The organism is Mycolicibacterium helvum (assembly GCF_010731895.1).
Taxonomy (GTDB): domain Bacteria; phylum Actinomycetota; class Actinomycetes; order Mycobacteriales; family Mycobacteriaceae; genus Mycobacterium; species Mycobacterium helvum.
Window position 1 is genome coordinate 4,608,012 of sequence record NZ_AP022596.1, and the last position, 23,067, is coordinate 4,631,078.

At 65.9% G+C, this 23,067-nt stretch carries 22 protein-coding genes; 20 read left to right on the forward strand and 2 right to left on the reverse strand.

Features of this window, described 5'->3' with window-relative positions:
* Window positions 1–174: 174 nt before the first annotated feature.
* Entirely contained in the window at window positions 175–2,283 is a 2,109-nt protein-coding gene (locus G6N38_RS21615; RefSeq protein ID WP_246228069.1) for an MDR family MFS transporter, read from the forward strand.
* Window positions 2,284–2,285: 2 nt separating this feature from the next.
* On the opposite strand, the gene G6N38_RS21620 is transcribed toward G6N38_RS21615, so the two are convergent.
* Window positions 2,286–3,218 (reverse strand): serine hydrolase, encoded by a 933-nt coding sequence (locus tag G6N38_RS21620; protein WP_163750055.1) that lies wholly within the window; start codon window positions 3,216–3,218, stop codon window positions 2,286–2,288.
* 313 nt (window positions 3,219–3,531) lie between these two features.
* Here G6N38_RS21620 and rplS point away from each other — a divergent pair, with 313 nt between their 5' ends.
* From rplS to G6N38_RS21640, 4 genes are all read left to right on the forward strand, one after another.
* A complete protein-coding gene (gene rplS, locus G6N38_RS21625; RefSeq protein WP_133689847.1) occupies window positions 3,532–3,873 on the forward strand; it encodes a 50S ribosomal protein L19 in 342 nt (113 codons plus the stop codon).
* A 63-nt stretch (window positions 3,874–3,936) separates the two neighbouring features.
* Window positions 3,937–4,818, forward strand: a complete 882-nt coding sequence (lepB, locus tag G6N38_RS21630) for a signal peptidase I (RefSeq protein ID WP_407662793.1) — start codon at window positions 3,937–3,939, stop codon at window positions 4,816–4,818.
* A 2-nt stretch (window positions 4,819–4,820) separates the two neighbouring features.
* The gene (locus G6N38_RS21635; protein ID WP_179968431.1) at window positions 4,821–5,534 is read left to right on the forward strand and encodes a ribonuclease HII; all 714 of its coding nucleotides are present in this window, start codon (window positions 4,821–4,823) and stop codon (window positions 5,532–5,534) included.
* 50 nt (window positions 5,535–5,584) lie between these two features.
* A complete protein-coding gene (locus G6N38_RS21640; RefSeq protein ID WP_005148868.1) occupies window positions 5,585–5,890 on the forward strand; it encodes a DUF2469 domain-containing protein in 306 nt (101 codons plus the stop codon).
* Window position 5,891: 1 nt separating this feature from the next.
* On the opposite strand, the gene G6N38_RS21645 is transcribed toward G6N38_RS21640, so the two are convergent.
* Complete coding sequence (locus G6N38_RS21645) at window positions 5,892–7,070, reverse strand: ROK family protein (protein ID WP_163750058.1); 1,179 nt, start codon at window positions 7,068–7,070, stop codon at window positions 5,892–5,894.
* Window positions 7,071–7,246: 176 nt separating this feature from the next.
* Between G6N38_RS21645 and G6N38_RS21650 the strand changes: the two genes are divergently transcribed.
* The 15 genes from G6N38_RS21650 (at window position 7,247) to G6N38_RS21720 (ending at window position 23,040) form a co-directional block, all read left to right on the forward strand.
* The gene (locus tag G6N38_RS21650) at window positions 7,247–8,467 is read left to right on the forward strand and encodes an MFS transporter (protein ID WP_163750059.1); all 1,221 of its coding nucleotides are present in this window, start codon (window positions 7,247–7,249) and stop codon (window positions 8,465–8,467) included.
* Window positions 8,468–8,591: 124 nt separating this feature from the next.
* Complete coding sequence (locus G6N38_RS21655) at window positions 8,592–9,200, forward strand: hypothetical protein (protein WP_163750060.1); 609 nt, start codon at window positions 8,592–8,594, stop codon at window positions 9,198–9,200.
* A gap of 110 nt (window positions 9,201–9,310) precedes the next feature.
* Window positions 9,311–10,051, forward strand: a complete 741-nt coding sequence (locus G6N38_RS21660; protein WP_407663009.1) for an HAD-IIA family hydrolase — start codon at window positions 9,311–9,313, stop codon at window positions 10,049–10,051.
* Between the two features lie 10 nt (window positions 10,052–10,061).
* On the forward strand, window positions 10,062–10,202 hold the full coding sequence (locus tag G6N38_RS21665) for a hypothetical protein (RefSeq protein ID WP_163750062.1): 141 nt from the start codon (window positions 10,062–10,064) through the stop codon (window positions 10,200–10,202).
* 112 nt (window positions 10,203–10,314) lie between these two features.
* On the forward strand, window positions 10,315–10,689 hold the full coding sequence (locus G6N38_RS21670) for a YraN family protein (protein WP_163750063.1): 375 nt from the start codon (window positions 10,315–10,317) through the stop codon (window positions 10,687–10,689).
* Window positions 10,689–12,200 (forward strand): YifB family Mg chelatase-like AAA ATPase, encoded by a 1,512-nt coding sequence (locus G6N38_RS21675; protein ID WP_163750064.1) that lies wholly within the window; start codon window positions 10,689–10,691, stop codon window positions 12,198–12,200. Before G6N38_RS21670 ends, G6N38_RS21675 begins: the two co-directional genes overlap by 1 nt.
* Window positions 12,197–13,336: a DNA-processing protein DprA gene (gene dprA, locus G6N38_RS21680; RefSeq protein ID WP_163750065.1), complete on the forward strand. Its 1,140-nt coding sequence runs from the start codon at window positions 12,197–12,199 to the stop codon at window positions 13,334–13,336. The genes G6N38_RS21675 and dprA overlap by 4 nt, the downstream gene beginning before the upstream one ends.
* Before the next feature lie 478 nt (window positions 13,337–13,814).
* Window positions 13,815–14,525 carry an MlaE family ABC transporter permease gene (locus G6N38_RS21685; protein ID WP_163752233.1) on the forward strand — a complete coding sequence of 237 codons (711 nt, stop codon included), beginning with the start codon at window positions 13,815–13,817 and terminating at the stop codon, window positions 14,523–14,525.
* Window positions 14,526–14,539: 14 nt separating this feature from the next.
* The gene (locus tag G6N38_RS21690) at window positions 14,540–15,379 is read left to right on the forward strand and encodes an ABC transporter permease (protein ID WP_246228071.1); all 840 of its coding nucleotides are present in this window, start codon (window positions 14,540–14,542) and stop codon (window positions 15,377–15,379) included.
* Window positions 15,380–15,383: 4 nt separating this feature from the next.
* Entirely contained in the window at window positions 15,384–16,799 is a 1,416-nt protein-coding gene (locus G6N38_RS21695) for an MCE family protein (protein WP_163750067.1), read from the forward strand.
* A gap of 37 nt (window positions 16,800–16,836) precedes the next feature.
* Window positions 16,837–17,865 carry an MCE family protein gene (locus G6N38_RS21700; RefSeq protein ID WP_163750068.1) on the forward strand — a complete coding sequence of 343 codons (1,029 nt, stop codon included), beginning with the start codon at window positions 16,837–16,839 and terminating at the stop codon, window positions 17,863–17,865.
* Window positions 17,862–19,166, forward strand: a complete 1,305-nt coding sequence (locus G6N38_RS21705) for an MCE family protein (protein ID WP_163750069.1) — start codon at window positions 17,862–17,864, stop codon at window positions 19,164–19,166. The genes G6N38_RS21700 and G6N38_RS21705 overlap by 4 nt, the downstream gene beginning before the upstream one ends.
* A complete protein-coding gene (locus tag G6N38_RS21710; protein WP_163750070.1) occupies window positions 19,163–20,452 on the forward strand; it encodes an MCE family protein in 1,290 nt (429 codons plus the stop codon). The genes G6N38_RS21705 and G6N38_RS21710 overlap by 4 nt, the downstream gene beginning before the upstream one ends.
* Complete coding sequence (locus G6N38_RS21715) at window positions 20,449–21,591, forward strand: virulence factor Mce family protein (protein WP_163750071.1); 1,143 nt, start codon at window positions 20,449–20,451, stop codon at window positions 21,589–21,591. Before G6N38_RS21710 ends, G6N38_RS21715 begins: the two co-directional genes overlap by 4 nt.
* Window positions 21,592–23,040 carry an MCE family protein gene (locus tag G6N38_RS21720; RefSeq protein ID WP_163750072.1) on the forward strand — a complete coding sequence of 483 codons (1,449 nt, stop codon included), beginning with the start codon at window positions 21,592–21,594 and terminating at the stop codon, window positions 23,038–23,040.
* The last annotated feature ends 27 nt before the right edge of the window (window positions 23,041–23,067 follow it).

A 23,067-nucleotide genomic window follows, 5' to 3' on the forward strand; every position in this document is an offset into this window, starting at 1 on the left:
GAGCGAAGCGACCCGGGGAGGGTCTACGTCCGGCGTGGCGCAGATTACCGACCGCCGTCGGCGGGTATTGAGGAATGCGTGACTCGTCCAACCACCGGCGCTCCGCCCGAACCGGCGGCCGCGCAGGTGACGGGGCGACAACGCAACCTGGTCTTCCTCGCCGTGGTGCTGGGCATGCTGCTGGCCGCTCTGGACCAAACGATCGTGGCCACCGCTTTACCGACCGTCGTCGCCGATCTCGGCGGGGCCGGGCATCAATCGTGGGTGGTGACCAGTTATCTGCTGGCGTCGACGATCGTGACGGCGGTGGTCGGCAAGCTCGGTGACACCTTCGGCCGCAAGGTGGTGTTCCAGGCGGCTGTGCTGTTCTTCCTGGCCGGATCGGTGTTGTGCGGGCTGGCCGGGTCGATGAGCATGCTGGTGGGCTCGCGGGCCCTGCAGGGCATCGGTGGCGGTGCGATCACCGTCACCGCGGTCGCGGTCATCGGTGAGGTGATTCCCCTGCGGGAACGCGGCCGCTACCAGGGTGCACTTGGCGCGGTATTCGGCGTCACGACTGTGGTGGGGCCGCTGCTCGGTGGGTTGTTCACCGACCATCTTGGCTGGCGCTGGGCGTTCTGGATCAACGTGCCGGTCGCCGTGGTGGTGTTGATTGTTGCGGCATGGGCGATTCCGCAGCTGGGCCGCACGTCTCGGCCGGTCATCGACTATCCGGGCATCGTCTTGATCGGCCTCGGTGCGGCCGGGCTGACCCTGGCCACCAGCTGGGGCGGTACCACCTATCCATGGGGCTCGGCGACGATCATCGGGCTGTTCGTGGGATCGGTGGCCGCGCTGGTGGCGTTCGTCGTCGTGGAAAGCCGCGCGGCCGAGCCGATCCTGCCGATCCGGTTGTTCAAAGACCCGGTGTTCACCGTCTGCTGCGTGTTGTCGTTCGTCGTCGGCTTCGCGATGCTCGGCGCGCTGACGTTCCTGCCGACCTATATGCAGTTCGTCGACGGGGTCTCGGCGACGGTGTCCGGGCTGCACACGCTGCCGATGGTGGTGGGTCTGCTGGCGACGTCGTTGACCAGCGGTGTGATCGTGGGCCGCACCGGGCGCTACAAGATTTTCCCGGTCGCGGGCACGGCGGTGATGGCCGTCGGGTTCGTGCTGCTGTCACTGATGGACGCCCACACCTCGACCCTGGTGCAGTCCCTGGACCTGCTGATCCTGGGTGCGGGCATCGGGCTGAGCATGCAGGTGCTCGTGCTGACCGTGCAGAACACCGTGGATTTCACCGACCTGGGTGTCGCCACCTCGGGTGTCACGTTCTTCCGCACCATCGGCAGTTCGTTCGGGGCGGCGATCTTCGGCTCGCTGTTCAGCAACTTCCTGGCCGACCGGCTGCCCGCCGCACTGGCCGCCAGCGGGGTCTCGCCCGCGGACGCGCAATCACCGCAGGCTCTGCATAGGCTGTCCCGCGAGGTCGCCGCACCGATTGTCGATGCCTACGCCGATTCGTTGAGCAAGGTGTTCCTGTTCGCGGCGCCCGTCGCGGTCGTCGGTTTCGTCGTGGCGCTGTTCCTCAAGCAGGTTCCGCTGCGCGACGCCGCAGCCATGGGCAGCACCGACCTGGGGGAGGGTTTCGGGATGCCCACCACCGAGCCCGCCGAGAAGGTGCTGGAGGTGGCGGTCAGCCGGCTGATGCGGGAAACCCGGGGGATGCATTTGCCGGCATTGGCCCGGTCCGGGGGCAGCCACCTCGACGTACCGCGGATGTGGGCTCTGCTGCAGATCTATCGGCATGCTCAGGTGTCCGGCCCGGTCGCGGTGGCCGATATCGCCGCGCATCATCGGGTGCCCGCCGAGATCCTCGAACCGGTCTTCGACCGGCTGGTCGCATCGGGATATGCGCAGCGCGGCGGCGATCAGCTGTGGCTGACGGCCTCAGGTGCCGCCGAGGTGAATTACGTGCGGAATCAGATCGCGAACTGGATCACCGACACACTCACTCGCTCACCGGCATTCGAGGGCCGGCCCGATCGCATGCAAGTGCAGGGCGTGATGGAACGCATCGCTCGCAGTGTGCTGGCCGACGACGGCGGTGCCGAGCAGTACACCCGGCCGTTGGCGCTGGGTCCGCAACGTGCGGCGGCCACTGCGACCGCGCCCACGACGCGGCTTCGCAGCGGTGCGGCGCTGGCCGCTGGCAATGAACCGGTTCTGGGTAATGAGCCGACTCGGCCGTTTCGGGCTCGCGCTGAATTCCGTCAACCACCGCCCGGACCGCCGCGCCGTTAGGGTCAGATCCGTCCGCCGGGGAACATCGTCTTCACGGCCTGCGTCATGGTCGAGCGCGCAGTGGCGTCGTCGACCGGTTGCAGAGCGGCCATGGCCATCACGAAGCGATGGTCGGCGCCGATCACGCCGGTGGTCATGTGCAGCCAGTTGCCGCCATTCCAACAGCACATCCAACCTTGTTTGACCGCAACGGGTTCGGCGAACAGTGCGTCGGGAATGCCAAACCGCTGCGGGTACCCGTCGACGCCGGTGGGGGTCGACTTCGACAGATCGCCGAGGATGACGGAGGCCTGATCGGCGGGTAGTCCGCCGGCGCCGTCGAGCAGCATGTCGTAGTAGTGCACCAGATCACCGGTGGTGCTCATGGTGTTCCACCAGTTGCCGTCATAGGGCGCGCTGGTCGATCCCAATCCGTACCGTGAGGTCACTCGGCCGATGATCGAGCTGCCGCCGCCCTCGCCCCAGAACACCTCGGCGGCGTTGTCGTCGGAGGACCGCAACATCTCGTCGAAGGACTGCCACTCGTCGGGGGTCATTTGACGCTGCCCCTTGGCGACCTGCATCAGCAGATCGTCGGCGATGAACAGCTTGCTGACCGAGGCGATCGGGAATGCTGCGCTGTCGCCGCCGGAGACCGTCCGGCCGGTGGCGCGGTCGAGCACCGTGAAGCTGATATCCGCGCCGTCCTGAGCGGCCTCCGATGCCGCCGCCTTGGCGCGCGCTTCGAGGCCGATCGTCGCATCCGGCGGGGCATCCGCCAGCGGCCCCAGAACGGGTGCTTGCGGGATGGCATTCGGATCGGCCGAGAGCAGGTTCACCGGGGGAGCGGACCTGGCGTTGGGGCCGGCGTTGACCTCGGCGGAGGATGCAGCGACGAGTACACCGATCAGTGCCGTCGCGGTGCCGGTGACCAGCATCGATAGATGCCGTCGCATGTCCATCTCCTCGAGGGCCTAGGGGAAACGCCGTATCGTGGGGTGCCGCGTTGCCGCCCGACCGTAATTCAGGTTAACGGTACCGTTTGTACACCGCACGGTTAGCCAGCCAATGCATTCTGGTGCCTCGGCGGGTCGTGCGATTTCATTGCTCGCGGTGCATCTGGCACAATTGAGCAGTTGCCGCGCGGGCTGGGCCAATCTTTCCGCCTGCTGCGCCACACATCACCTGCCCGAATCCATCGGCCCGGCGACCGCCAGCGCGTATGCGCAGGCAGTTGGCTGCGCCGCGAACCGCAAGGAAGTGTCACCGATGAACACGCTGGACTTCGTCGACCAGGCGTCGCTGCGCGACGACATCCCGACCTTCAGCCCCGGGGACACCATCAATGTCCACGTGAAGGTCATCGAGGGCAACAAGCAGCGCATCCAGGTCTTTAAGGGTGTCGTCCTGCGCCGTTCCGGCGGCGGTATCCGCGAGACCTTCACCGTGCGCAAGGAAAGCTACGGCGTCGGCGTCGAGCGCACCTTCCCGGTGCATTCGCCCAACATCGACCACCTCGAGGTCGTCACCCGTGGTGACGTGCGGCGCGCCAAGCTGTACTACCTGCGCGAGCTGCGGGGCAAGAAGGCCAAGATCAAGGAGAAGCGCTGAGCTTCGACATGTGGCCGAAGAGAAGCGCTGAGCGTCGGGTGCGGGCGGCACTGACCAGTCAGCTTGTCTGACTACGCTGACGACGTGACCGACAACACCGGCTCGGACGACTCGACACCGGAATCCGCCACGACGACGGATTCTCCGGACGGCACCACCGCTGACGACGCTCCCGCGCAAGACGAATCCGCCGCTGACGCGGCGGGGGGCGAAAAGAAGCATTCAGCGCTGCGCGAGGGCGCGATCCTCGTCGCCATCGCGGTGGTCCTCTATTACGTGATGCTGACGTTCATCGCGCGGCCGTACCTGATTCCGTCGGAATCGATGGAGCCCACCTTGCACGGCTGCGCTGGGTGTGTCGGCGACCGGATCATGGTCGACAAGGTCACTTACCGGTTCGGTGATCCGCGCCCCGGTGATGTCATTGTCTTCAAGGGGCCGCCCAACTGGAACGTGGGATACAAGTCCATCCGCTCGGACAACACTGCGGTGCGGTACCTGGAGAACGCGTTGTCGGTGGTCGGATTCGTGCCGCCGGACGAGAACGATCTGGTGAAGCGCGTTATTGCGGTGGGCGGCCAGACTGTGCAGTGCCGCGCCGACACCGGGCTGACTGTCGACGATAAGCCGCTCAAGGAGCCCTACCTCAACGCGCAGACCATGAACGCCGATCCGCTGGTTTACCCGTGCCTGGGCAATGAATTCGGTCCAGTGAAGGTGCCTGACGGCCGGCTGTGGGTGATGGGCGACAATCGCACCCATTCCGCGGACTCGCGTGCGCATTGCACCAGCACACCCGAGGAAGCCCAGAAGGGCATCCTGTGCACCGGTGACCCGATGTCCGGCACGGTTCCGGTGAGCAATGTCATCGGCAAGGCGCGGTTCATCGCTTGGCCGCCCTCTCGCTGGGGTGGTGTGTCTTCGTTCGACCCGCAGCAAGGCTGACTGTGCCTGCGATGACGTGGCCGCCGCGGACGGTGATCCGCAAATCATCGGGACTGCGCACGCTCGAGTCCGCTTTGTGTCGCAGCGGTTTGGGGCCGGTGGCCGGGGTCGACGAGGTGGGCCGAGGTGCCTGCGCCGGCCCGTTGGTGGTGGCGGCCTGTGTGCTCAGCCCGAATCGCCTGGAGAGCCTGGCGGCCCTCGATGATTCCAAGAAGTTGACCGAGAAGACCCGCGAGGAATTGTTCCCGTTGATCCGCCGCTACGCGCTGGCCTATCACGTGGTGTTCATCCCGGCCCCCGAGGTCGACCGCCGGGGCGTACACGTGGCCAATATCGAGGGCATGCGACGGGCGGTGGCGGGCCTGTCGGTGCGCCCGGGCTACGTGCTGTCGGATGGTTTCCGGGTGCCGGGGCTGCCGATGCCGTCGCTGCCGGTGATCGGGGGGGACGCGGCGGCGGCCTGTATCGCGGCGGCCAGCGTGCTGGCGAAGGTCAGCCGGGATCGGCTGATGGTGGCGATGGACAACGAACACCCGGGCTATGGGTTCGCCGACCACAAGGGATACAGCACGCCTGCGCACAGCGCGGCGCTGAGCGACCTCGGCCCCTGCCGCCAGCACCGGTTTTCCTATGTCAATGTCCGGCGGGTGGCGGGTGTCGGTGGTACCGAGATGGCGGTCGATTGCCCACCACCGCAGCGCGCCGGTCAGGTGTGAGTCAAGATGGATAAACGCCCCGATGAGACGACAAGAGGACCGCTGAGCCGATGAGTGCCGAAGATCTCGAAAAATACGAGACCGAGATGGAGCTCTCGCTGTACCGCGAATACAAGGACATCGTGGGGCAGTTCAGCTACGTCGTGGAAACCGAGCGGCGGTTCTACCTGGCCAACAGTGTGGAACTGGTGCCCCGGAACACTGACGGTGAGGTCTACTTCGAGCTACGTCTGTCTGATGCATGGGTGTGGGATATGTATCGCCCAGCCCGGTTCGTCAAACAGGTCCGGGTGATCACCTTCAAGGACGTCAACATCGAAGAGGTCGAGAAGCCCGAGCTGCGGCTGCCCGAGTAGGTCAGCGCAGCGACGCGTCGATGGCGTCGGCGGACAGGATCTTTTCCAGGATCAGCGCCGCGCTGCCGATGTTGCCGGCCTTGTCACCGTACGTGGACGGAACGACCTGCAGATGGCGGGTAGCTAGCGCAGTTGCGTTGCCGTACAAGGTTTCTCGTAGCCCGGCCACGAAGAAGTCGTAGGCGCCCGACATGTCACCGCCGACGACAAGGACCTCGGGGTTCAGCAGGTTCACCGCGGCGGCGATCACCTCGCCGACATGGCGGCCACTTTCCCGTAGCAGCCGGCGGACCTCGCCGTCGCCGTGGTTGGCCAGTTCGACGACGTCGCGGATGTGGGTGACGTCGCGGCCCAGTTCCTGCAGGGTGCGTACCAGCGCCCAGCCGCCGGCGATCGCTTCCAGGCAACCGGTGTCGCCGCAGCGGCACGGGATACCTGCGGCCGCGGCGGTCTTGTTGTGGCCGAATTCGCCTGCCGCGCCGAGCGCGCCGCGCTGTAGGACGCCGCCGGCCACGATTCCGGCGCCCAGCCCGGTGGACGCCTTGATCAGCAGCAGGTTGTCGTGGACCTTGAGGGCGCTGCGGCGTTCGGAGAGGGCTAGGACGTTGGTGTCGTTGTCGAGCACGATCGGTGCCGAGGTCAGCCTGCGGAAGTAGGGCTCCAGTGGGACGCCGTCCCAGCCGCTCATGACCGGGGAGGCCAGGCTGCAGCCGCGCTGCTGGTCAACGGTGCCGGGCAGCGACACCCCCACGCCGAGGACGTCGCGGGCGGGGTGGCCGGTCTCGTCGAGGAGCACCTCGAGGCGTTTGACCAGGTCGGGCATCAGATCGTCGGGCCCGATGCGGATTTCGGAGTCCATGTCGGTCAGGGCGTTGATGTCGCCGGCGAGGTTGCACACTGCCAGCCGGGTGCGGCTGCGGCCGATGGCTGCCGAAAGGACTACGCCGGCGTCGGCGTTGAACCGCACCAGCGCCGGGGGGCGGCCGCCGGTCGAGGGGCCTTCGTCACCTTCGCAGACCAGTCCGCGGCGGGTCAGACCCGAAATCCGGCTTCCCACGGCCGTCCTGGACAGGCCGGTCAGGTTGCGAATTTCGCCGCGGGTGGTGGCCGCGCCGTCGCGAATCAGCCCGAAAACGTCCCCAGCGGTAGCGGGGGCGGCAGAACGCCTGGTGACGGGCATCTTTCCATTGAACCAAGTTCTAATCCCTACTGGAAGCAACCGAGACACCTATCACTTTTGCTCTTTTCCGGCGTAAGTCGGTTGGAAGCGCGATCAAAGTAGGACTAGGGTCGGGTCAGGAATCGAACGCTGCACCGCGGCAGCTACCGCCACCGCACAGAAAGTCGATACCTCCTGTGACCGTCACTTCCCGACCCGCCGAACCGGCGGTGTCTCCCGCGCTGTGTCCTGCCAGGGCACGACTGGGCATCCTTGCCCTCGCGCTCGGCGGATTCGGCATCGGTACCAATGAGTTCGTCTCGATGGGCCTGCTGCCCGAGATCGCCGGCGGCCTGCACATCTCCGAGCCGACCGCGGGCCACGTCATCTCCGCCTACGCGCTCGGCGTGGTGATCGGTGCCCCCGTCATCGCCGCGGCCACCGCCAAGTTCAACCGCAAAGTCGTCCTGATGTCGCTGATGGCACTGTTTGCCCTCGGCAACGTCGCGACCGTGCTGGCTCCGAACTATCCGGTCCTGATCGGCGCGCGTTTTCTTGCCGGCCTGCCACATGGGGCTTTCTTCGGGGTCGCGGCGCTGGTGGCCGCCCAACTACTGGGGCCCGACCAGCGGGCCAAGGCCGTCGCGCAAGTGATGACCGGGCTGACGGTGGCGACGGTGGTCGGGGTGCCGTTGGCGTCGTGGCTGGGACAGTTCTTCGGTTGGCGCAGTGCGTTCGCGTTGGTCGTCGTCATCGGACTGGCGACGTTGGCCGCCATCTGGATGTGGCTGCCCGACTTGGTCGCGACCCGCAGTACCAACACCCGTACCGAACTGGGAGCGCTGCGGCGCCCGCAGGTGTGGCTGGCGCTGGTGATCGGCATGGTCGGCTTTGGCGGCATGTTCGCCGTCTACACCTATATCGCGACCACGCTGACGGATGTCTCTGGAGTGCCGCGGTCCTGGGTTCCGTTGGGGCTGATGGTCTTTGGTATCGGCATGGTGGTCGGCAACTTCGCCGGTGGCCGGATGGCGGACCGGTCGGTGATCCGCGGGCTGTACGTGTCGATGGCGGCGTTGGCGGTGGTGCTGGCGGTTTTCGTTGCCGCCGCGCACAATCCGTATACCGCGATGCTGCTGCTTTTCGGTATCGGGGCGAGTGGGGCGGCGATCGCGCCCGCGCTGCAAACCCGGCTGATGGATGTCGCCGCGGATGCTCAGACGCTGGCCGCCGCACTCAACCACTCGGCGCTCAACATCGCCAATGCGTCGGGGGCTTGGATCGGCGGGTTGGTGATCGCCGCGGGGTTCGGCTACACCGCGCCGGCCGCCGCCGGTGCCGCACTGGCCGTCATCGGACTTGTGGTGCTCACCGTGTCGGTGGCGCTGCAGCGACGCTCTTCGGTCGGTGCCTCATGATTCGGGCGATATTGGCCTTTGTGCTCAGACAGCGCGAACCCGTACGCATCGAGCTGTATTTGCCTGCGCGGCAACGGGTGACGATCGCGCTGGGTGAGCGCACTACCCGGAGGGAGGCGAGTTGATGACCGATCACGTCATCTTCCGCTACGACCCTGACAGTCAGCCCCAGCTCACCTTCCAGGGTGTGCCCAGCGGGTGCGCCGGGGGCGCCAACACGTTGGCCGAGGCGCGCGCGGCCTACCGGATGTGTCTGTCCGCGCGGCTGCACGTGGACCGCCGTGCGTTGCCGCCCGTCGTCGAACACATCGAGGGTCTGGTGCGTGGCATGTGGGTGCGAACCAGAGTCGGTGCGGTCCATCGGGATAAGTCCAGCGACAGAATGCTCCTGCAGATTCTGCTTGCCGAGCAGTCCGGACTTCGCGAAGAGGTGACCCGACTGGCCGGAACGGGGGCCGAGCCCATCGTCGTGCTCGCCGAGCCCGACCATGCGATCGAGACGCTGCTCGACCAGATGTCGGGGCGGGACGTCCTTGTGGTGGCCCATTCCGATGACAACGGTTCGGTCGGGTGGGGTGTGTTGTTCGGGTCGGAATCCGCTGGCAGCCAGGGTGTTCCGTGGGCTTCGGATGACGAGAGCTTTCGGGCGACGCCGGTGGCGACGTTCACGCGGACCTGCTCGGGCGTCGGCCGGGTGGTGCAACGCCGGACCGCTGCGGATATCGCGTCATGACCACCTTGCTCGAACGCGGGGTTGGCGACGCGTTATCAGGGAACACTGGAGGGCAGGACATCCCCGAAGGGAGGACCGTGCGCACGACACCGGAATGCTGGCTGACCGATATGGACGGTGTGCTGGTCCGCGAGGAGCATGCGTTGCCCGGCGCCGCCGAATTCTTGGCGTGCCTGATCGAGAAGCAACGCCGATTCCTGGTTCTGACCAACAACTCGATCTACACACCGCGTGACCTGGCGGCGCGGCTGGCGCGTTCGGGACTCGACGTGCCCGAAGAGGCCATCTGGACTTCGGCCATGGCCACCGCGGCTTTCCTGAACGATCAGCTGCCCGGTGGGTCGGCTTATGTGATCGGCGAGGCGGGGTTGACCACCGCGCTGCACGAGACGGGTTACACGCTGACCGACACCGATCCCGATTTTGTGGTGCTCGGTGAGACACGCACCTACTCGTTCGAGGCCATCACCAAGGCAGTTCGGCTGATCGGCAAAGGTGCCCGCTTCATCGCCACCAATCCGGATGTCACCGGGCCGTCGGCCGAAGGGCCGATGCCGGCGACCGGGTCGGTCGCCGCGATGATCACCAAAGCCACTGGGCGGGAGCCGTACTTCGTGGGCAAGCCCAACCCGATGATGTTCCGTAGTGCGCTGAATCGGATTGAGGCGCATTCGGAGAGCACGGTGATGGTCGGTGACCGGATGGACACCGACGTGGTAGCCGGTATCGAGGCGGGGCTGGAAACGATCCTGGTGCTGACCGGGTCGACGACGCTCGAGGATGTCGAGCGCTATCCGTTCCGGCCCGCGCGGGTGTTGCCGTCGATCGCCGAGGCGATCGAGCTGATCTGAGCGGCGCTCGATGACGCTACCGACGTCGTTGCACCCCAATGTGACTGGCGGCAACGGCAGATTTCTCTTCGGTGGGCCGAATGCCAGAGTGCTGAGCCCGGGCGAGCTCGGCATCTTCGAAGATCTGGGATACACGACCGCGCCGCACTAGTTCTGGTCAATCCCTGTTGATCAATCTCTGACTGGGGATAACTGCCCGTTCTCGGGCAGTTGGGGATGTGCGCCGTGCACCGGGTGTCCCCGCGGCAGCCGATGCTGGCGCCATGACATCTGAACCGACGTTGACGAGGACCGAGCTCGGTGCGCTCGGGGAGAAGCTGGCGGTTGACCATCTGATCTCGTTGGGATTGCAGATCCTGGCCCGCAACTGGCGCTGCCGATACGGGGAACTGGATGTGATCGCGGCGGGCCCCGACCGCACGGTGGTGTTCGTGGAGGTCAAGACCCGCACCGGGGACGGCTTCGGCGGAGTCGAGTACGCGGTCACCCCGTCCAAGGTGCGCCGTATCCGGCGGCTGGCCGGTCTGTGGTTGGCTGGCCAGGATCAGAGCTGGGCGGCGATCCGCATCGACGTGATCGGGGTGCGGATCGGCCGGCAGCGCACGCCGGAGATGACTCACCTGCGCGGGGTCGGCTGATGGCGCTGGGACGGGCGTACTCAGTGGCGGTGTGCGCCCTGGATGGCGCGATCGTCGAAATCGAAGCGCACATCTCCTCGGGGCTGCCCGGTGTGTTCCTGGTCGGTCTGCCCGACGCCGCATTACGCGAGTCCCGCGACCGGGTGCGCGCGGCAATCACCAACTGCGGCAACGATTGGCCGCAGTCACGCCTCGTACTCGCCCTGTCACCAGCGACCCTGCCCAAGATCGGTTCGCTGTACGACATCGCGATCGCCGCGGCCGTGCTGGCCGCGAGCTGCAAGAATCCGTGGGGTCGCCTGGAGAAGTCGATCTTGCTGGGGGAGTTGGCACTTGACGGGCGTGTCCGTCCGGTGCGCGGGGTGCTGCCCGCGGTGCTGGCCGCCAAACGGCAAGGCTGGCCCACTGTTGTCGTTCCAGTGGCCAACCTGCCTGAGGCAAGCCTGGTCGATGGCATCGAAGTTCTTGGGGTGCAGACGCTTGCACAGCTACGGGGCTGGTTCGAGGGCAAGGCCGTCCTTGACGAGCGGGTCGACTCACGGACACCTGGCGCAGAGCCAGTTGCGGACCTGGCCGACGTAGTGGGGCAGACCCATGCCCGGTTCGCGGTCGAGGTCGCCGCCGCCGGGGCGCACCATCTGATGCTCACCGGGCCGCCCGGGGTTGGTAAAACCATGCTGGCTCAGAGACTCCCCGGACTATTGCCCGAGCTCACCGAAAGCGAGGCGCTGGAGGTCACCGCTATCCATTCGGTGGTCGGCTTGCTGTCGGAGAAGACGCCGCTGATCACTCAGCCGCCGTTTATCGCGCCGCATCACTCGTCGAGCGTGGCGGCACTGGTCGGCGGTGGGTCGGGCATGGCCCGCCCCGGTGCCGTCAGCCGCGCACACCGCGGTGTGCTGTTCCTCGACGAGTGCGCCGAAATCCGGGTCAGTGTTCTGGAATCCCTACGGACTCCGTTGGAGGACGGCCAGATTCGCCTGGCTCGCCGCGATGGTGTGGCATGCTATCCCGCGCGGTTCCAGCTGGTGCTGGCCGCCAATCCCTGTGCCTGTGCGCAGGCCGACCCGAGAGACTGCATCTGCTCCGCATTGCAGAAGCGCCGCTACCTGGGCAAGCTGTCCGGCCCGCTGATGGACCGGGTCGATCTGCGAGTCGAGATGCACATGGTGCGGTCCGGTGCTTTCACGCCGGACGCGGCGGAAAGCACTGGGGCCGTACGCGATCGGGTGGCCCAGGCCCGGGCCGCGGCCGCCGAACGGTGGCGCCGGTACGGCTTTACCACCAACGCTGAAGTGACCGGCTCGGTACTGCGCAGGAAGTTTCGGCTCGACGCCACTGCGATGGCGCCGCTGAAGACGGCCTTGGAACGCGGCGTGCTGAGTATCCGCGGAGTGGATCGGTCATTGCGCGTCGCGTGGACTTTGGCCGATCTGGCCGGGCGCACGATGCCGAGTATCGACGACGTGGCGGTGGCGTTGAGCTTCCGCCGGGGGGACATCAAGCCGTGAGCGACGAGGCCAGATTGCTGGCATGGGCGTATCTGTCCCGTGTGGCCGAACCACCGTGCGACGAGATCGCCGCGCTGGTCGGCGAAGTCGGGCCGGTGGAGGCGGCGTCCCGGGTGGCCGCGGGTGAGCTGAGTCCGGCGTTGGCCGAACGCACCGCGGCGCGGCGCGATATCGATACGGCGCAGGCAGATCTGGACTTGCTTGAGCGCCGCGGCGGTCGGTTGATCACTCCTGACGATGACGAGTGGCCGGTGCTGGCGTTCGCGGCGTTCGGCGGAATAGCGCTGCGGGACAAGCCGCACGGCCGATCGCCGCTGGCGCTGTGGGCGATCGGTCCGGCCCGCCTCGACGGGATCGCCGAACGATCCGCGGCGATCGTCGGCACCCGCGCTGCCTCCGGCTATGGCGAGCACGTTGCGGCCGACCTGGCCGCCGGGCTGGCGGAACGCGACGTCGCTGTCGTCTCCGGCGGGGCGTACGGGATCGACGGTGCGGCGCACCGTGCGGCGCTGTCGGTCGAGGGGGAGACGGTGGCAGTCCTGGCCGGCGGCATCGACGTCCTCTATCCGGCCGGTCACTCATCGTTGCTGCATCGAATCAGCGGTTCGGGGCTGCTGCTCACCGAATATCCGCCGGGTGTGCGCCCGGCGCGGCACCGCTTCCTCACCCGCAATCGGCTGGTCGCCGCATTGGGAACCGCCACCGTGGTGGTCGAGGCGGGGGTGCGCAGTGGCGCCGCGAACACGGCCGCGTGGGCGCGGGCACTGGGTCGGGTGGTGTGTGCGGTGCCCGGCCCGGTGACCTCGGCATCGTCGGCCGGGTGTCACATCCTGCTGCGCAATGGTGCTGAGTTGGTGACCCGCGCCGAAGAGGTCATCGAATTAGTCGGACGGGCAGGCGAATTCGCGGATGAGGAGCCACGGCCAACTGGGCCGCTCGACGGCCTGAGCGATACCGAGAAGCAGGTCTACGAGGCACTGCCCGCGCGCGGAGTGCGCTCGGCTGACGAGATCGCAGTGGCATCGGGTCTGCCGCCCACCGCAGTGCTGGGGCCACTGGCGATGCTCGAGATCGCCGGGCTGGCCCGCCGGGAGGACGGCTGCTGGAAGCTGGTCCGCCGACCTATCTCGAACTGAATGACGCCACTGAAACAAATATTTATCGGTGATTCGAAACTAGATCGGTGTTGGCGACCGGGGCGTATGCGCCCACGGGGCTGTCGCATCGAACGGTCGGCGACGTCTCTTCGGCCGTCGCGAGTGTGGTCACTAACTGTCAACTAGCTGGGTATATGTGTCTGCGCGCGATTGTTTGGTAGGGCCGCGCGTCGTTCGGCGCCGCGAACATCCGCGAGCTCGCTTCGGACTGCACTTGCCCCGGGCGGGACTTTAGTTTAATTTTGATTCGAACGTGAGCTGTGTCACGCGAGTGCCGCAGATGTGGCCCACGTTCCATGGGCAGGGGTGCGTTGCCCGTGTGTGGCCAACATGACCAATGGTGTCCAAGCCGCCGCGCAGCGGTTGTCCAGCACGCCGACCGAAAGCTGTGAGGAGCTTGGTGTTCAAGACGACCAGCGCCGCCACGCCGATTCGAGCCATCGGCGGTTTCTTTGCCATGTCCCTGGATACCGCCGTCGCCGCGGTGCGACCTCCCTTCGCCTGGCGCGAATTCGTGCTCCAGACGTGGTTCGTCACCCGGGTCTCGCTGCTGCCGACACTCATGCTGTCGATTCCGTTCACCGTCCTGACGGTCTTCACCTTCAACGTGCTGTTGGCCGAATTCGGCGCGGCGGACTTCTCCGGCACGGGCGCTGCCCTGGGGGCGGTGACCCAGATCGGGCCAATCGTCACCGTCCTGGTCGTCGCCGGGGCCGGCGCCACCGCGATGTGTGCCGATCTCGGCGCCCGCACCATCCGCGAGGAACTCGACGCGCAGCGGGTGATGGGAATCGACCCCATCCAGGCGCTGGTGGTCCCGCGGGTACTGGCGGCGACATTGGTGGCCTTCCTACTGTCCGGACTGGTGATCCTGGTCGGCCTCGCAGGCGGATTCGCCTTCTCGGTCTTCTTCCAGCATGTGACGCCCGGGGCGTTCGTCGCCGGCCTGACCCTTGTCACCGGTGTCGGGGACGTCGTCGTGTCGCTGATCAAGGCGACTTTGTTCGGCATGACCGCCGGCCTGATCGCGTGCTACATGGGCACCACCGTTGGTGGCGGCCCTGCCGGAGTGGGCAATGCGGTGAATGAGACGGTGGTGTTCTCCTTCCTCGCACTCTTCGTCATCAACATCTTCATGACCGCCGTGGGGATCAAGGTGACCCAGTGACCGTTAAAACTCTTATCGGCCAGCGTTTTCCACGGCTGTCCCGGCAACCCCGCAAGTGGCATTCGAGCTGGACCCGCGTCGGTGAGCAGACCCAGTTCTATGGACGCACCCTTTCCTCAGCTGTGGACGTGTTCGTCCATTACAAGACCGAACTGGTCAGGTTGATAGCCCAGATGAGTCTGGGGACAGGCGCCCTGGCTGTCATCGGCGGCACGGTTGTCATCGTCGGGTTCCTCACCGTCTCGACCGGAGCGCTCGTCGCTGTGCAGGGCTACAACCAATTCGCGCAAGTCGGCGTCGAAGCGTTGACCGGTTTCGCATCGGCCTACTTCAACGTGCGACTCATTGCGCCGCTGACCGCCGCCATCGCCATGGCCGCGACGATCGGTGCCGGGTCGACAGCACAACTCGGCGCGATGCGGATCAACGAGGAGATCGACGCGCTGGAAGTCATGGGTGTGCGTTCACTGGCCTATTTGGCTTCGACACGGGTCATTGCGGGAGTCATCGTCGTGGTGCCGCTGTACTGCGTCGCGGTGATCATGTCTTTCCTCGCAGCGCGTTTCGGCACGACGATGATCTACGGCCAATCGACCGGCGTGTATGACCATTACTTTCGAACATTCCTGATCCCCACCGACCTGATCTGGTCTTTCGGCCAAGCCGTCGTCACAGCGGTGGTGATCATGCTCGTCCACACGTACTACGGATATACCGCCTCGGGCGGCCCGGCAGGCGTCGGGGAGGCGGTGGGGCGTGCGACGCGGACATCACTGGTCGTGGCCGTTTTCGTCACCTTGTTGGTAACCCTGTCCATCTACGGACAGTCCGGCAACTTTCACCTGGCGGGCTGAGGCGATGGCGCGACCGGCGGGCGAGCCTCGCATCCACCCAGACTGGTGGACAGCGATTCTCGTGGTCTTCGTCATCGGGAGTGTGGCCCTGACCTGGGCGCTGTTCAACGGATCGTTCAAGGCATTCGTACCGGTCACCCTCGAGTCCGATCGCGCCGGCCTGGTGATGGAGGTCGGCGCGGCGGTCAAGATGCGCGGCGTGGAGGTCGGGCGGGTCAGATCGGTGACCGGCGGTCGGCAGCCGGTCAGCCTCCAACTCGCACTGGATCCGGACAAGGTCCGGTATCTGCCCTCCAACGTCAATGCGCGGATCGCCTCCACCACCATCTTCGGTGCCAAGTACGTCGACCTGATCTACCCCGATGACCCGTCGGGCACGGTGCTGGCCGCGGGTGACGTTCTGCGGTCGCAAAACGTCAGCACGGAAGTCAACACGGTCTTCCAAGACCTCGTCGGGGTCATCGACAAGATCGACCCCGCCAAGCTGAACTCCGTGCTGTCGGCGGTGGCCGAAGGCGTGCGCGGTCAGGGACCTCGCATGGGGGAGGCGACCACGGCCGCGAACGACGTGCTGGCTGCGCTCAACGATCGCTCGGATACGATCCGCGACGACTGGAGGTCCTTTCGGGACTTCAACGACACCTACGCCGGCGCCGCGGCCGACATCCTCCGGATCCTGGATTCGGCCAGCACCACCGGCGCCACCGTGGCCTCGCAGGCACACGAACTGGACGCGCTGCTGGTCAACGTCATCGGCTTCTCGGACAGCGGAATTCAGCTACTCGGGCCGAACAAGGACAACCTGGTGCGGGCCGTCAACGTTCTGCGTCCGACAACGGACCTGCTGATGAAGTACAACCCGGAACTGACATGCCTGATCGTCGGGGGAAAGAACGCCCTCGATTTCGGCCAGACCGACTACACCGGTGGGGCCAATGGCAAGTCGTTGATCGTCGACGCCGCGTTGTTGCTCGGTGACGACCCTTACCGGTACCCGGACAATCTGCCCCGCAACGGCGCCAAAGGTGGTCCGGGTGGCAAACCGGGCTGCGCATCTCTGCCCGACGTCGCGAAGAACTGGCCGGTGCGCACCCTGATCACCGACACCGGGTGGGGCACCGGACTGGACAACCGTCCCAACCCGGGCATCGGCTTCCCGGGCTGGGCCAACTTCTTTCCCGTCACACGTGCTGTGCCTGAACCGCCGAGCATCCGCTACCCGGGTGGTCCCGCACCCGGGCCGGTGCCGGGCCCAGGCGCACCGCCCTACGGGGCCGCGCAGTACGGCGCGGACGGCACGCCGCTGTACCCCGCGGTACCGCCGCTGCCGGCCCCGGAGTCCCCACCCCTCATCCCGCCCGGGATCGACGGTCCCGCACCGGATTCAGCGGCACTGGCACCGGGCGGATCACCGCCATGAGATCCACTCACCCCTACGAGCGCGAGAGGCAGCCGGCATGAGAGACAACCTGTCGGGCGCAGCCTGGCGGCTCGGCGTCTTCATGATCGTTGCTGCGTTGGGCCTTTTCGCGTTGCTCACCATCTTCGCGCAGTTCCGGTTCGACGGCGGGCGGACCTTCAACGCGGTATTCACCAATGTGACCGGTTTGGAGAACGGGAACTTCGTGCGTATCGCCGGCGTCGAGGTCGGCAAGGTGAGCAATATCCGGCTGAACACGGACAGCACGGTGACCGTCGAATTTCGTGCCGACGATTCGGTGGTGCTGACCGAGGGCAGCCGCGCGGTCATCCGCTATGACAACGTCATCGGCGGTCGGTACCTGGCCCTCGAAGAGGGTGCCGGTTCACCCAAGGTGTTACCACCCGGCGCGACGATTCCCGTCGACCAGACCTCGCCCGCGCTCGACCTCGACGCTCTCATCGGCGGGTTCCGCCCGCTGTTTCGAGCACTGAACCCAGATCAAGTGAATGCGCTGAGCGGACAACTTCTTTCGGCGCTGCAGGGACAGGGCGCGACCGTCGGGTCGTTTCTCTCGCAGACCGCAGCACTGACCAATACGCTGGCTGACCGTGACCAGTTGGTGGGGCAGGTAGTCGCCAACCTCAGCGTCGTGCTGGGTTCGCTTGGTGATCAGAAGGACAAATTCGGCAGCGCCGTTGATTCGCTCGCCGAGATCGTCCATACGCTCCAGATGCGCAAGACCGATCTGAGCAACGCCGTCGCCTACACCAATGCGTCCGCCGCCGGCGTCGCCGACCTGCTCAGGCAAGCCCGGCCACCGCTGGCCAACGCGGTCAAGGAGACCGACCGGACCGCCGGCATCGTGGTTGCCGATCATGATTATGTCGACAATCTCCTTGCCACACTGCCGGATTCATACCGGATTCTCGGTAGACAGGGCCTCAACGGCGATTACTTCGCGTTCTATATCTGTGATCTGGTGCTCAAACTGAACGGCAAGGGTGGCCAGCCCGTCTACGTGAAGCTGGCCGGCCAGGACACCGGTAGGTGCACGCCCCGATGAAGCCATTCCAGGATCGAAACCTGTTCGTCATTGGCACTGTCGGTGTCGTCGCCATCTCCGCGATCGGCTTCGGCGTCCTCAATTACGACAAGCTGCCCTTCGTCGCCGCGCAGAAGTCCTATGCCGCATACTTCGCCGAAGCCGGGGGACTCACTTCCGGTGCGGCCGTGCAGGTATCGGGATTCAAGGTGGGTAAGGTCGAGAGCATTTCCCTCGACGGGGCGCGGGTGCTGGTGCAGTTCCAGGTCGACGACGACGTCCGCCTGGGCGACCGCACCGAAGCCGCGGTCAAGACCAAGAGTCTGCTCGGGTCGAAGATCCTCGACATCACCCCGCGAGGTGACGGACAGCTGCAGGGCACCATCCCCCTGGAACGAACGACATCGGCCTACCAGCTGCCGGACGCGATCGGCGATATCACCGCTCAAATCAGCGGGCTGAACACCGATCAGCTCTCCGCCTCGCTGTCCACGCTGGCCGACACGTTTCGAGACACGCCCGATGACCTGCGCGCCGCTGTCGAGGGAGTCGGACGGTTCTCGGACACGCTGAACCGCCGTGACGGACAGCTGCGCAACCTCCTCGCCAATGCGAACAAGGCGACCACGGTGCTTGCCGAGCGCAGTGACACGATCGTCCAACTGGTCCACGAGTCCAATGCGCTGCTGGTCGCGCTGCAGGGACAACGCGCAGCTTTGGATCAGATCTCCAACAACATCTCTGAACTCGCGACACAGATTCGGGGCGCCATCGCCGAGAACCGCGAGACCCTGACACCCGCGCTCGACAAACTGAACGGCGCCCTGACCATCGTCGACAAACGCAAAGCTGAAGTCCAGCAATCGATCAAGGGCTTGAGTACCTACGTGATGTCGCTGGGTGAGTCGTTGTCGTCGGGCCCGTTCTTCAAGGCCTACCTGGCCAATCTCCTGCCAGGACAGTTCCTCCAGCCGTTCATCGATGCGGCGTTCTCCGATCTTGGTCTGGACCCGCACGTGCTGGCGCCATCGCAGCGGACCGATCCGCAGATCGGGCAACCCGGCACTCCTGCGCTTCCGGTCCCGTTCCCGCGGACCGGACAGAGCGGCGAACCGAGGATGACGATCCCCGATGCCATCACCGGCAACCCTGCCGATCAGCAATGCGGTCCGCCCGGATTGCCACTGCCCGGCCCCGGTTGCTATCCCTATCGCGATCCCGGGCCGCCCGCGCCCGCCGGGGGACCGCCGCCGGGACCGCCTGCCTCCGGTGGGACCGGACCCGACGGCAATCCCGTCGCGCCAGAAGGGAGCCGGCAATGACGCGGCGACGTATTCGCGTCTCGATCGGGCTGATCCTCACCTGCCTGGTGATTGCCGGATTCAGCGTCGCCATCGTGACGCGCGAGCACGTTTCTCGTACCAAGATCGTCGCGTTCTTCGACAACACGAACGGACTCTTTGTCGGTGACCAAGTGCGCATTCTTGGTGTTCCGGTGGGCGAGATCGACCGGATCGACGTCGAGCCGCGACAGGCGAAGGTGAGCTTCTGGGTGGACGATAAGTACCAGATTCCCGCCGACGCCAAAGCAGTCATCCTGGCACCATCCCTGGTCACCGCGCGAGCCATCCAACTGACTCCCGCGTACACGACCGGCCCCACCCTGGCCGACGGTGCCAGCATCCCGCGCGACCGAACGGCGGTTCCGGTCGAATGGGACGACGTTCGTGTCCAGCTGCAACGGTTCACCGAGATGCTGCAACCCGCCGAGGCCGGCGGCACCAGCACACTGGGGTCTCTGGTGAACACCGCCGCGGACAATCTGCGAGGACGCGGCGCCAGCATCCACGACACGCTCGTCAAGTTGTCCCAGGCGACTTCGGCGCTCGGTGATCACAGCACTGACCTCTTCAGCACACTGCGCAATCTGTCACTGCTCGTCTCGGCGTTGCGGGACAGTGCGGATGTGATGAAGCAGCTCAACCAGAACCTCGCCTCGGTCACCAGAACACTTGCCGACGATCCCGACGAGGTGGCCAACGCTGTCCGTAACGTCAATGACGTTTCGCGCGATGTTGCGAAATTCGTTGCTGACAACAAGGAGTCGCTCGGTACCACGTCCGACAAGCTGGGGTCGGTGTCTCAAGCCGTTGTGGACAGCATCGACGACGTGAAACAGCTGCTGCACATCTCGCCCACGGTGTTGCAGAACTTCATCAACATCTACCAACCGGCTCAGGGCACGCTGACCGGGGCGCTGTCGACCAACAACCTCAGCGATCCGATCAGCTTCCTCTGCGGCGCGGTGCAGGCGGCGTCACGGCTCGACGCCGAGCAGTCGGCGAAACTGTGCGTGCAATACCTCGCTCCGATCGTGAAGAACCGTCAGATGAACTTCTTCCCGATCGGTGCGAACCCGTTTGTCGGTGCCGTCGCGCGACCCAACGAAGTCACCTACAGCGAAGACCGGTTGAGGCCGGATTACGTTCCGCCGGCGCCGCCCTCGGCGCCGGCTCCCGACCCGGCGCCGCTGCCAGCCGAAGCGGCGCAAACAGATCCGGCCGGCGGACTTTCGGGAATGATGGTCCCGGCTAAGGCGGGCTCATGACCCGATTCAGACGTTTCGGGATCACCGCGGCCGTCGCGGCCACCGCGCTGTCGATGACGCTCAGCGGCTGCGGCGGGTGGCGTGGGTTGAACTCGCTGCCGATGCCGGGCACCGAGGGTGACGGCCCGGGCGCATTCACGGTCACGGCGCAGCTGCCCGACGTGAACAACATCCAGCAGAACTCACGCGTGCGGGTCGGTGACGTCAATATCGGAACGGTCACCAAAATCGAACGGCAAGGCTGGCACGCCCTGGTGACGATGCGCCTGGCCGGCGAGGTGAAGCTGCCGGCGAATGCGACGGTGACTGTGGGTCAGACCAGCCTGCTGGGCTCCTTGCATATCGAACTGGCACCGCCGGTCGCGGTCGCCCCCGAGGGTCGGCTCCACGACGGCTCACTGATCCCGCTGTCGTCGAGCGGGGCATACCCCTCGACCGAACAGACACTGGCAGCGGTGTCGCTGCTGTTGAACGGCGGCGGGATCGGCCAAATCCAAGACATCACAACAGCATTCAGTACAGCATTCGCCGGCCGCGAAAAAGATCTGCGCAGTCTGATCGGCCAGCTCGACACGTTCATGAAGAACACCGACGCGCAAACCGGCGACATCATCGCCGCCACCGAGAGCCTGAACCGGCTGGTCTCCGATTTCGCCGAGCAGAAGCCGGTCGTCGACAAAGCACTGGACACGCTGCCGGCCGCGCTGGCTGTCATCAGAGACGAACGCGACAAGCTCGCCGACGCGCTCGACCAGCTCGGTAAGTTCAGTGCGCTGGCTGCCGACTCGGCCAATCAGACCAAAGAAGCTCTGGTACAAGAACTCAAGGACATCGGCCCGGTTCTCAAGTCACTGGCCGACTCCGGTCCGGCACTGACCCGGTCATTGAGCTTCTTCGCGGTGTATCCCTTCGCGAAGGAAACGTTGAGCAAGTGGTTTCGCGGTGACTACGCCAATCTGACCGCGGTCATCGACCTGACGCTCAGCCGAATCGATTCGTCGTTCTTCACCGGCACCCGGTGGGAGGGCAATCTGACCGAGCTCGAAATGCAATGGGGTCGCACGATCGGACAGTTGCCCAGCCCGTACACCGCGGGAAATCCGTTGATCGTTCCCTACCACCTGAATCAGGGGCCGTAGATGGTGCTCAGCAGGCGCATTCTCATCCAGCTGGCGTTCTTCGCGGTGATCACGCTGGTCGGTGGCTCCATCATGATCTTCAACTACATGGGTCTGCCGGGTCTGCTGTTCGGCGTCGGTCGCTACCAGGTCGCGGTCGAACTGCCCGCGGCGGCGGGGCTGTACAAGAACGCCAATGTCACCTATCGGGGAACCGAGGTCGGCAAGGTCACCGACGTCCGTCTGGACCGGACTGGGGTGGTCGCCGACCTGTCGTTGAAGTCGGGCATACCCATCCCCGCCGATCTGACCGCCGAAGTGCACAGCGCCTCGGCCATCGGTGAGCAGTACGTTGCCCTGATCCCGCGGGGGGACGGGAGTGCGTTGAAGGCCGGCGACGTCATCGCGCGGGAGCACACCTCGGTTCCGCCGGATATCAGCAACCTGCTCGCCGCCGCGGATAAGGGACTCGACGCCATCCCCGGGGACAACCTGCAGACCGCCGTCGACGAGGCCGCGACCGCGGTCGGGGGACTGGGGCCGGACCTGGCCCGACTCGTCAAGGGCTCCACCACACTGGCGATCGATGCGCGCCAGAATCTCGATTCCCTGACCAACCTCATCGACAATTCCAGGCCGATCCTCGATTCGCAGACGGCGACTGCGGGTTCGATCGAAAGCTGGGCCGCGAGTTTGGCATCGGTCACGTCGCAGTTGAAGAACGAGGATTCCTCGGTTCGGGGTGTGCTGCAGGCGGGCCCGGAAGCCGCGGAACAAGCCCGGCAACTGTTCGACCGGTTGCAGCCGACCTTGCCGGTACTTCTGGCGAATCTGGTGACCGCCGGTGAAGTGGCGGTGACCTATCAGCCCAACATCGAGCAGCTCTTGGTGTTGCTTCCCTCGGCAGTCGAGGTCGTTCAGGGTGCCGGTCTGACCAATCGCAACACCAAGCAGGCCTACAAGGGTGCTTTCCTCAGCTTCAACCTGAACCTCAACCTCCCGCCACCGTGCCTGACCGGTTACCTCCCGCCGCAACAGGCCAGGGCGACCAGCCTGACCGACTACCCGCCGCGCCCCGAGGGCGACTTCTATTGCCGGGTACCGCAGGATTCGATGTTCAACGTGCGCGGAGCGCGCAACCTGCCGTGCGAGACGCGACCGGGCAAGCGGGCACCGACGGTGACGATGTGTGAAAGCGGCGAGGAGTACGTCCCGCTCAACGACGGCTACAACTGGAAGGGCGATCCGAACGCGACGCTTTCGGGACAGCCCGTTCCGCAGTTGCGGCCGGGGCAGATTCCCGACGCCACACGGCCGCCTGCCGCCCAACCGCCGCCGATCGCCGCCGCGGAGTACAACCCCGCCACCGGCACCTACCTCGGACCGGACGGGCAGCTGTACACCCAATCCAATCTGTCTGGCAACGGTGAGGGCCAGACATGGCAGTCGATGATGATGCCCCCGAGCTGAGGGGCGACCGACGGCGGGCCCGGGTGG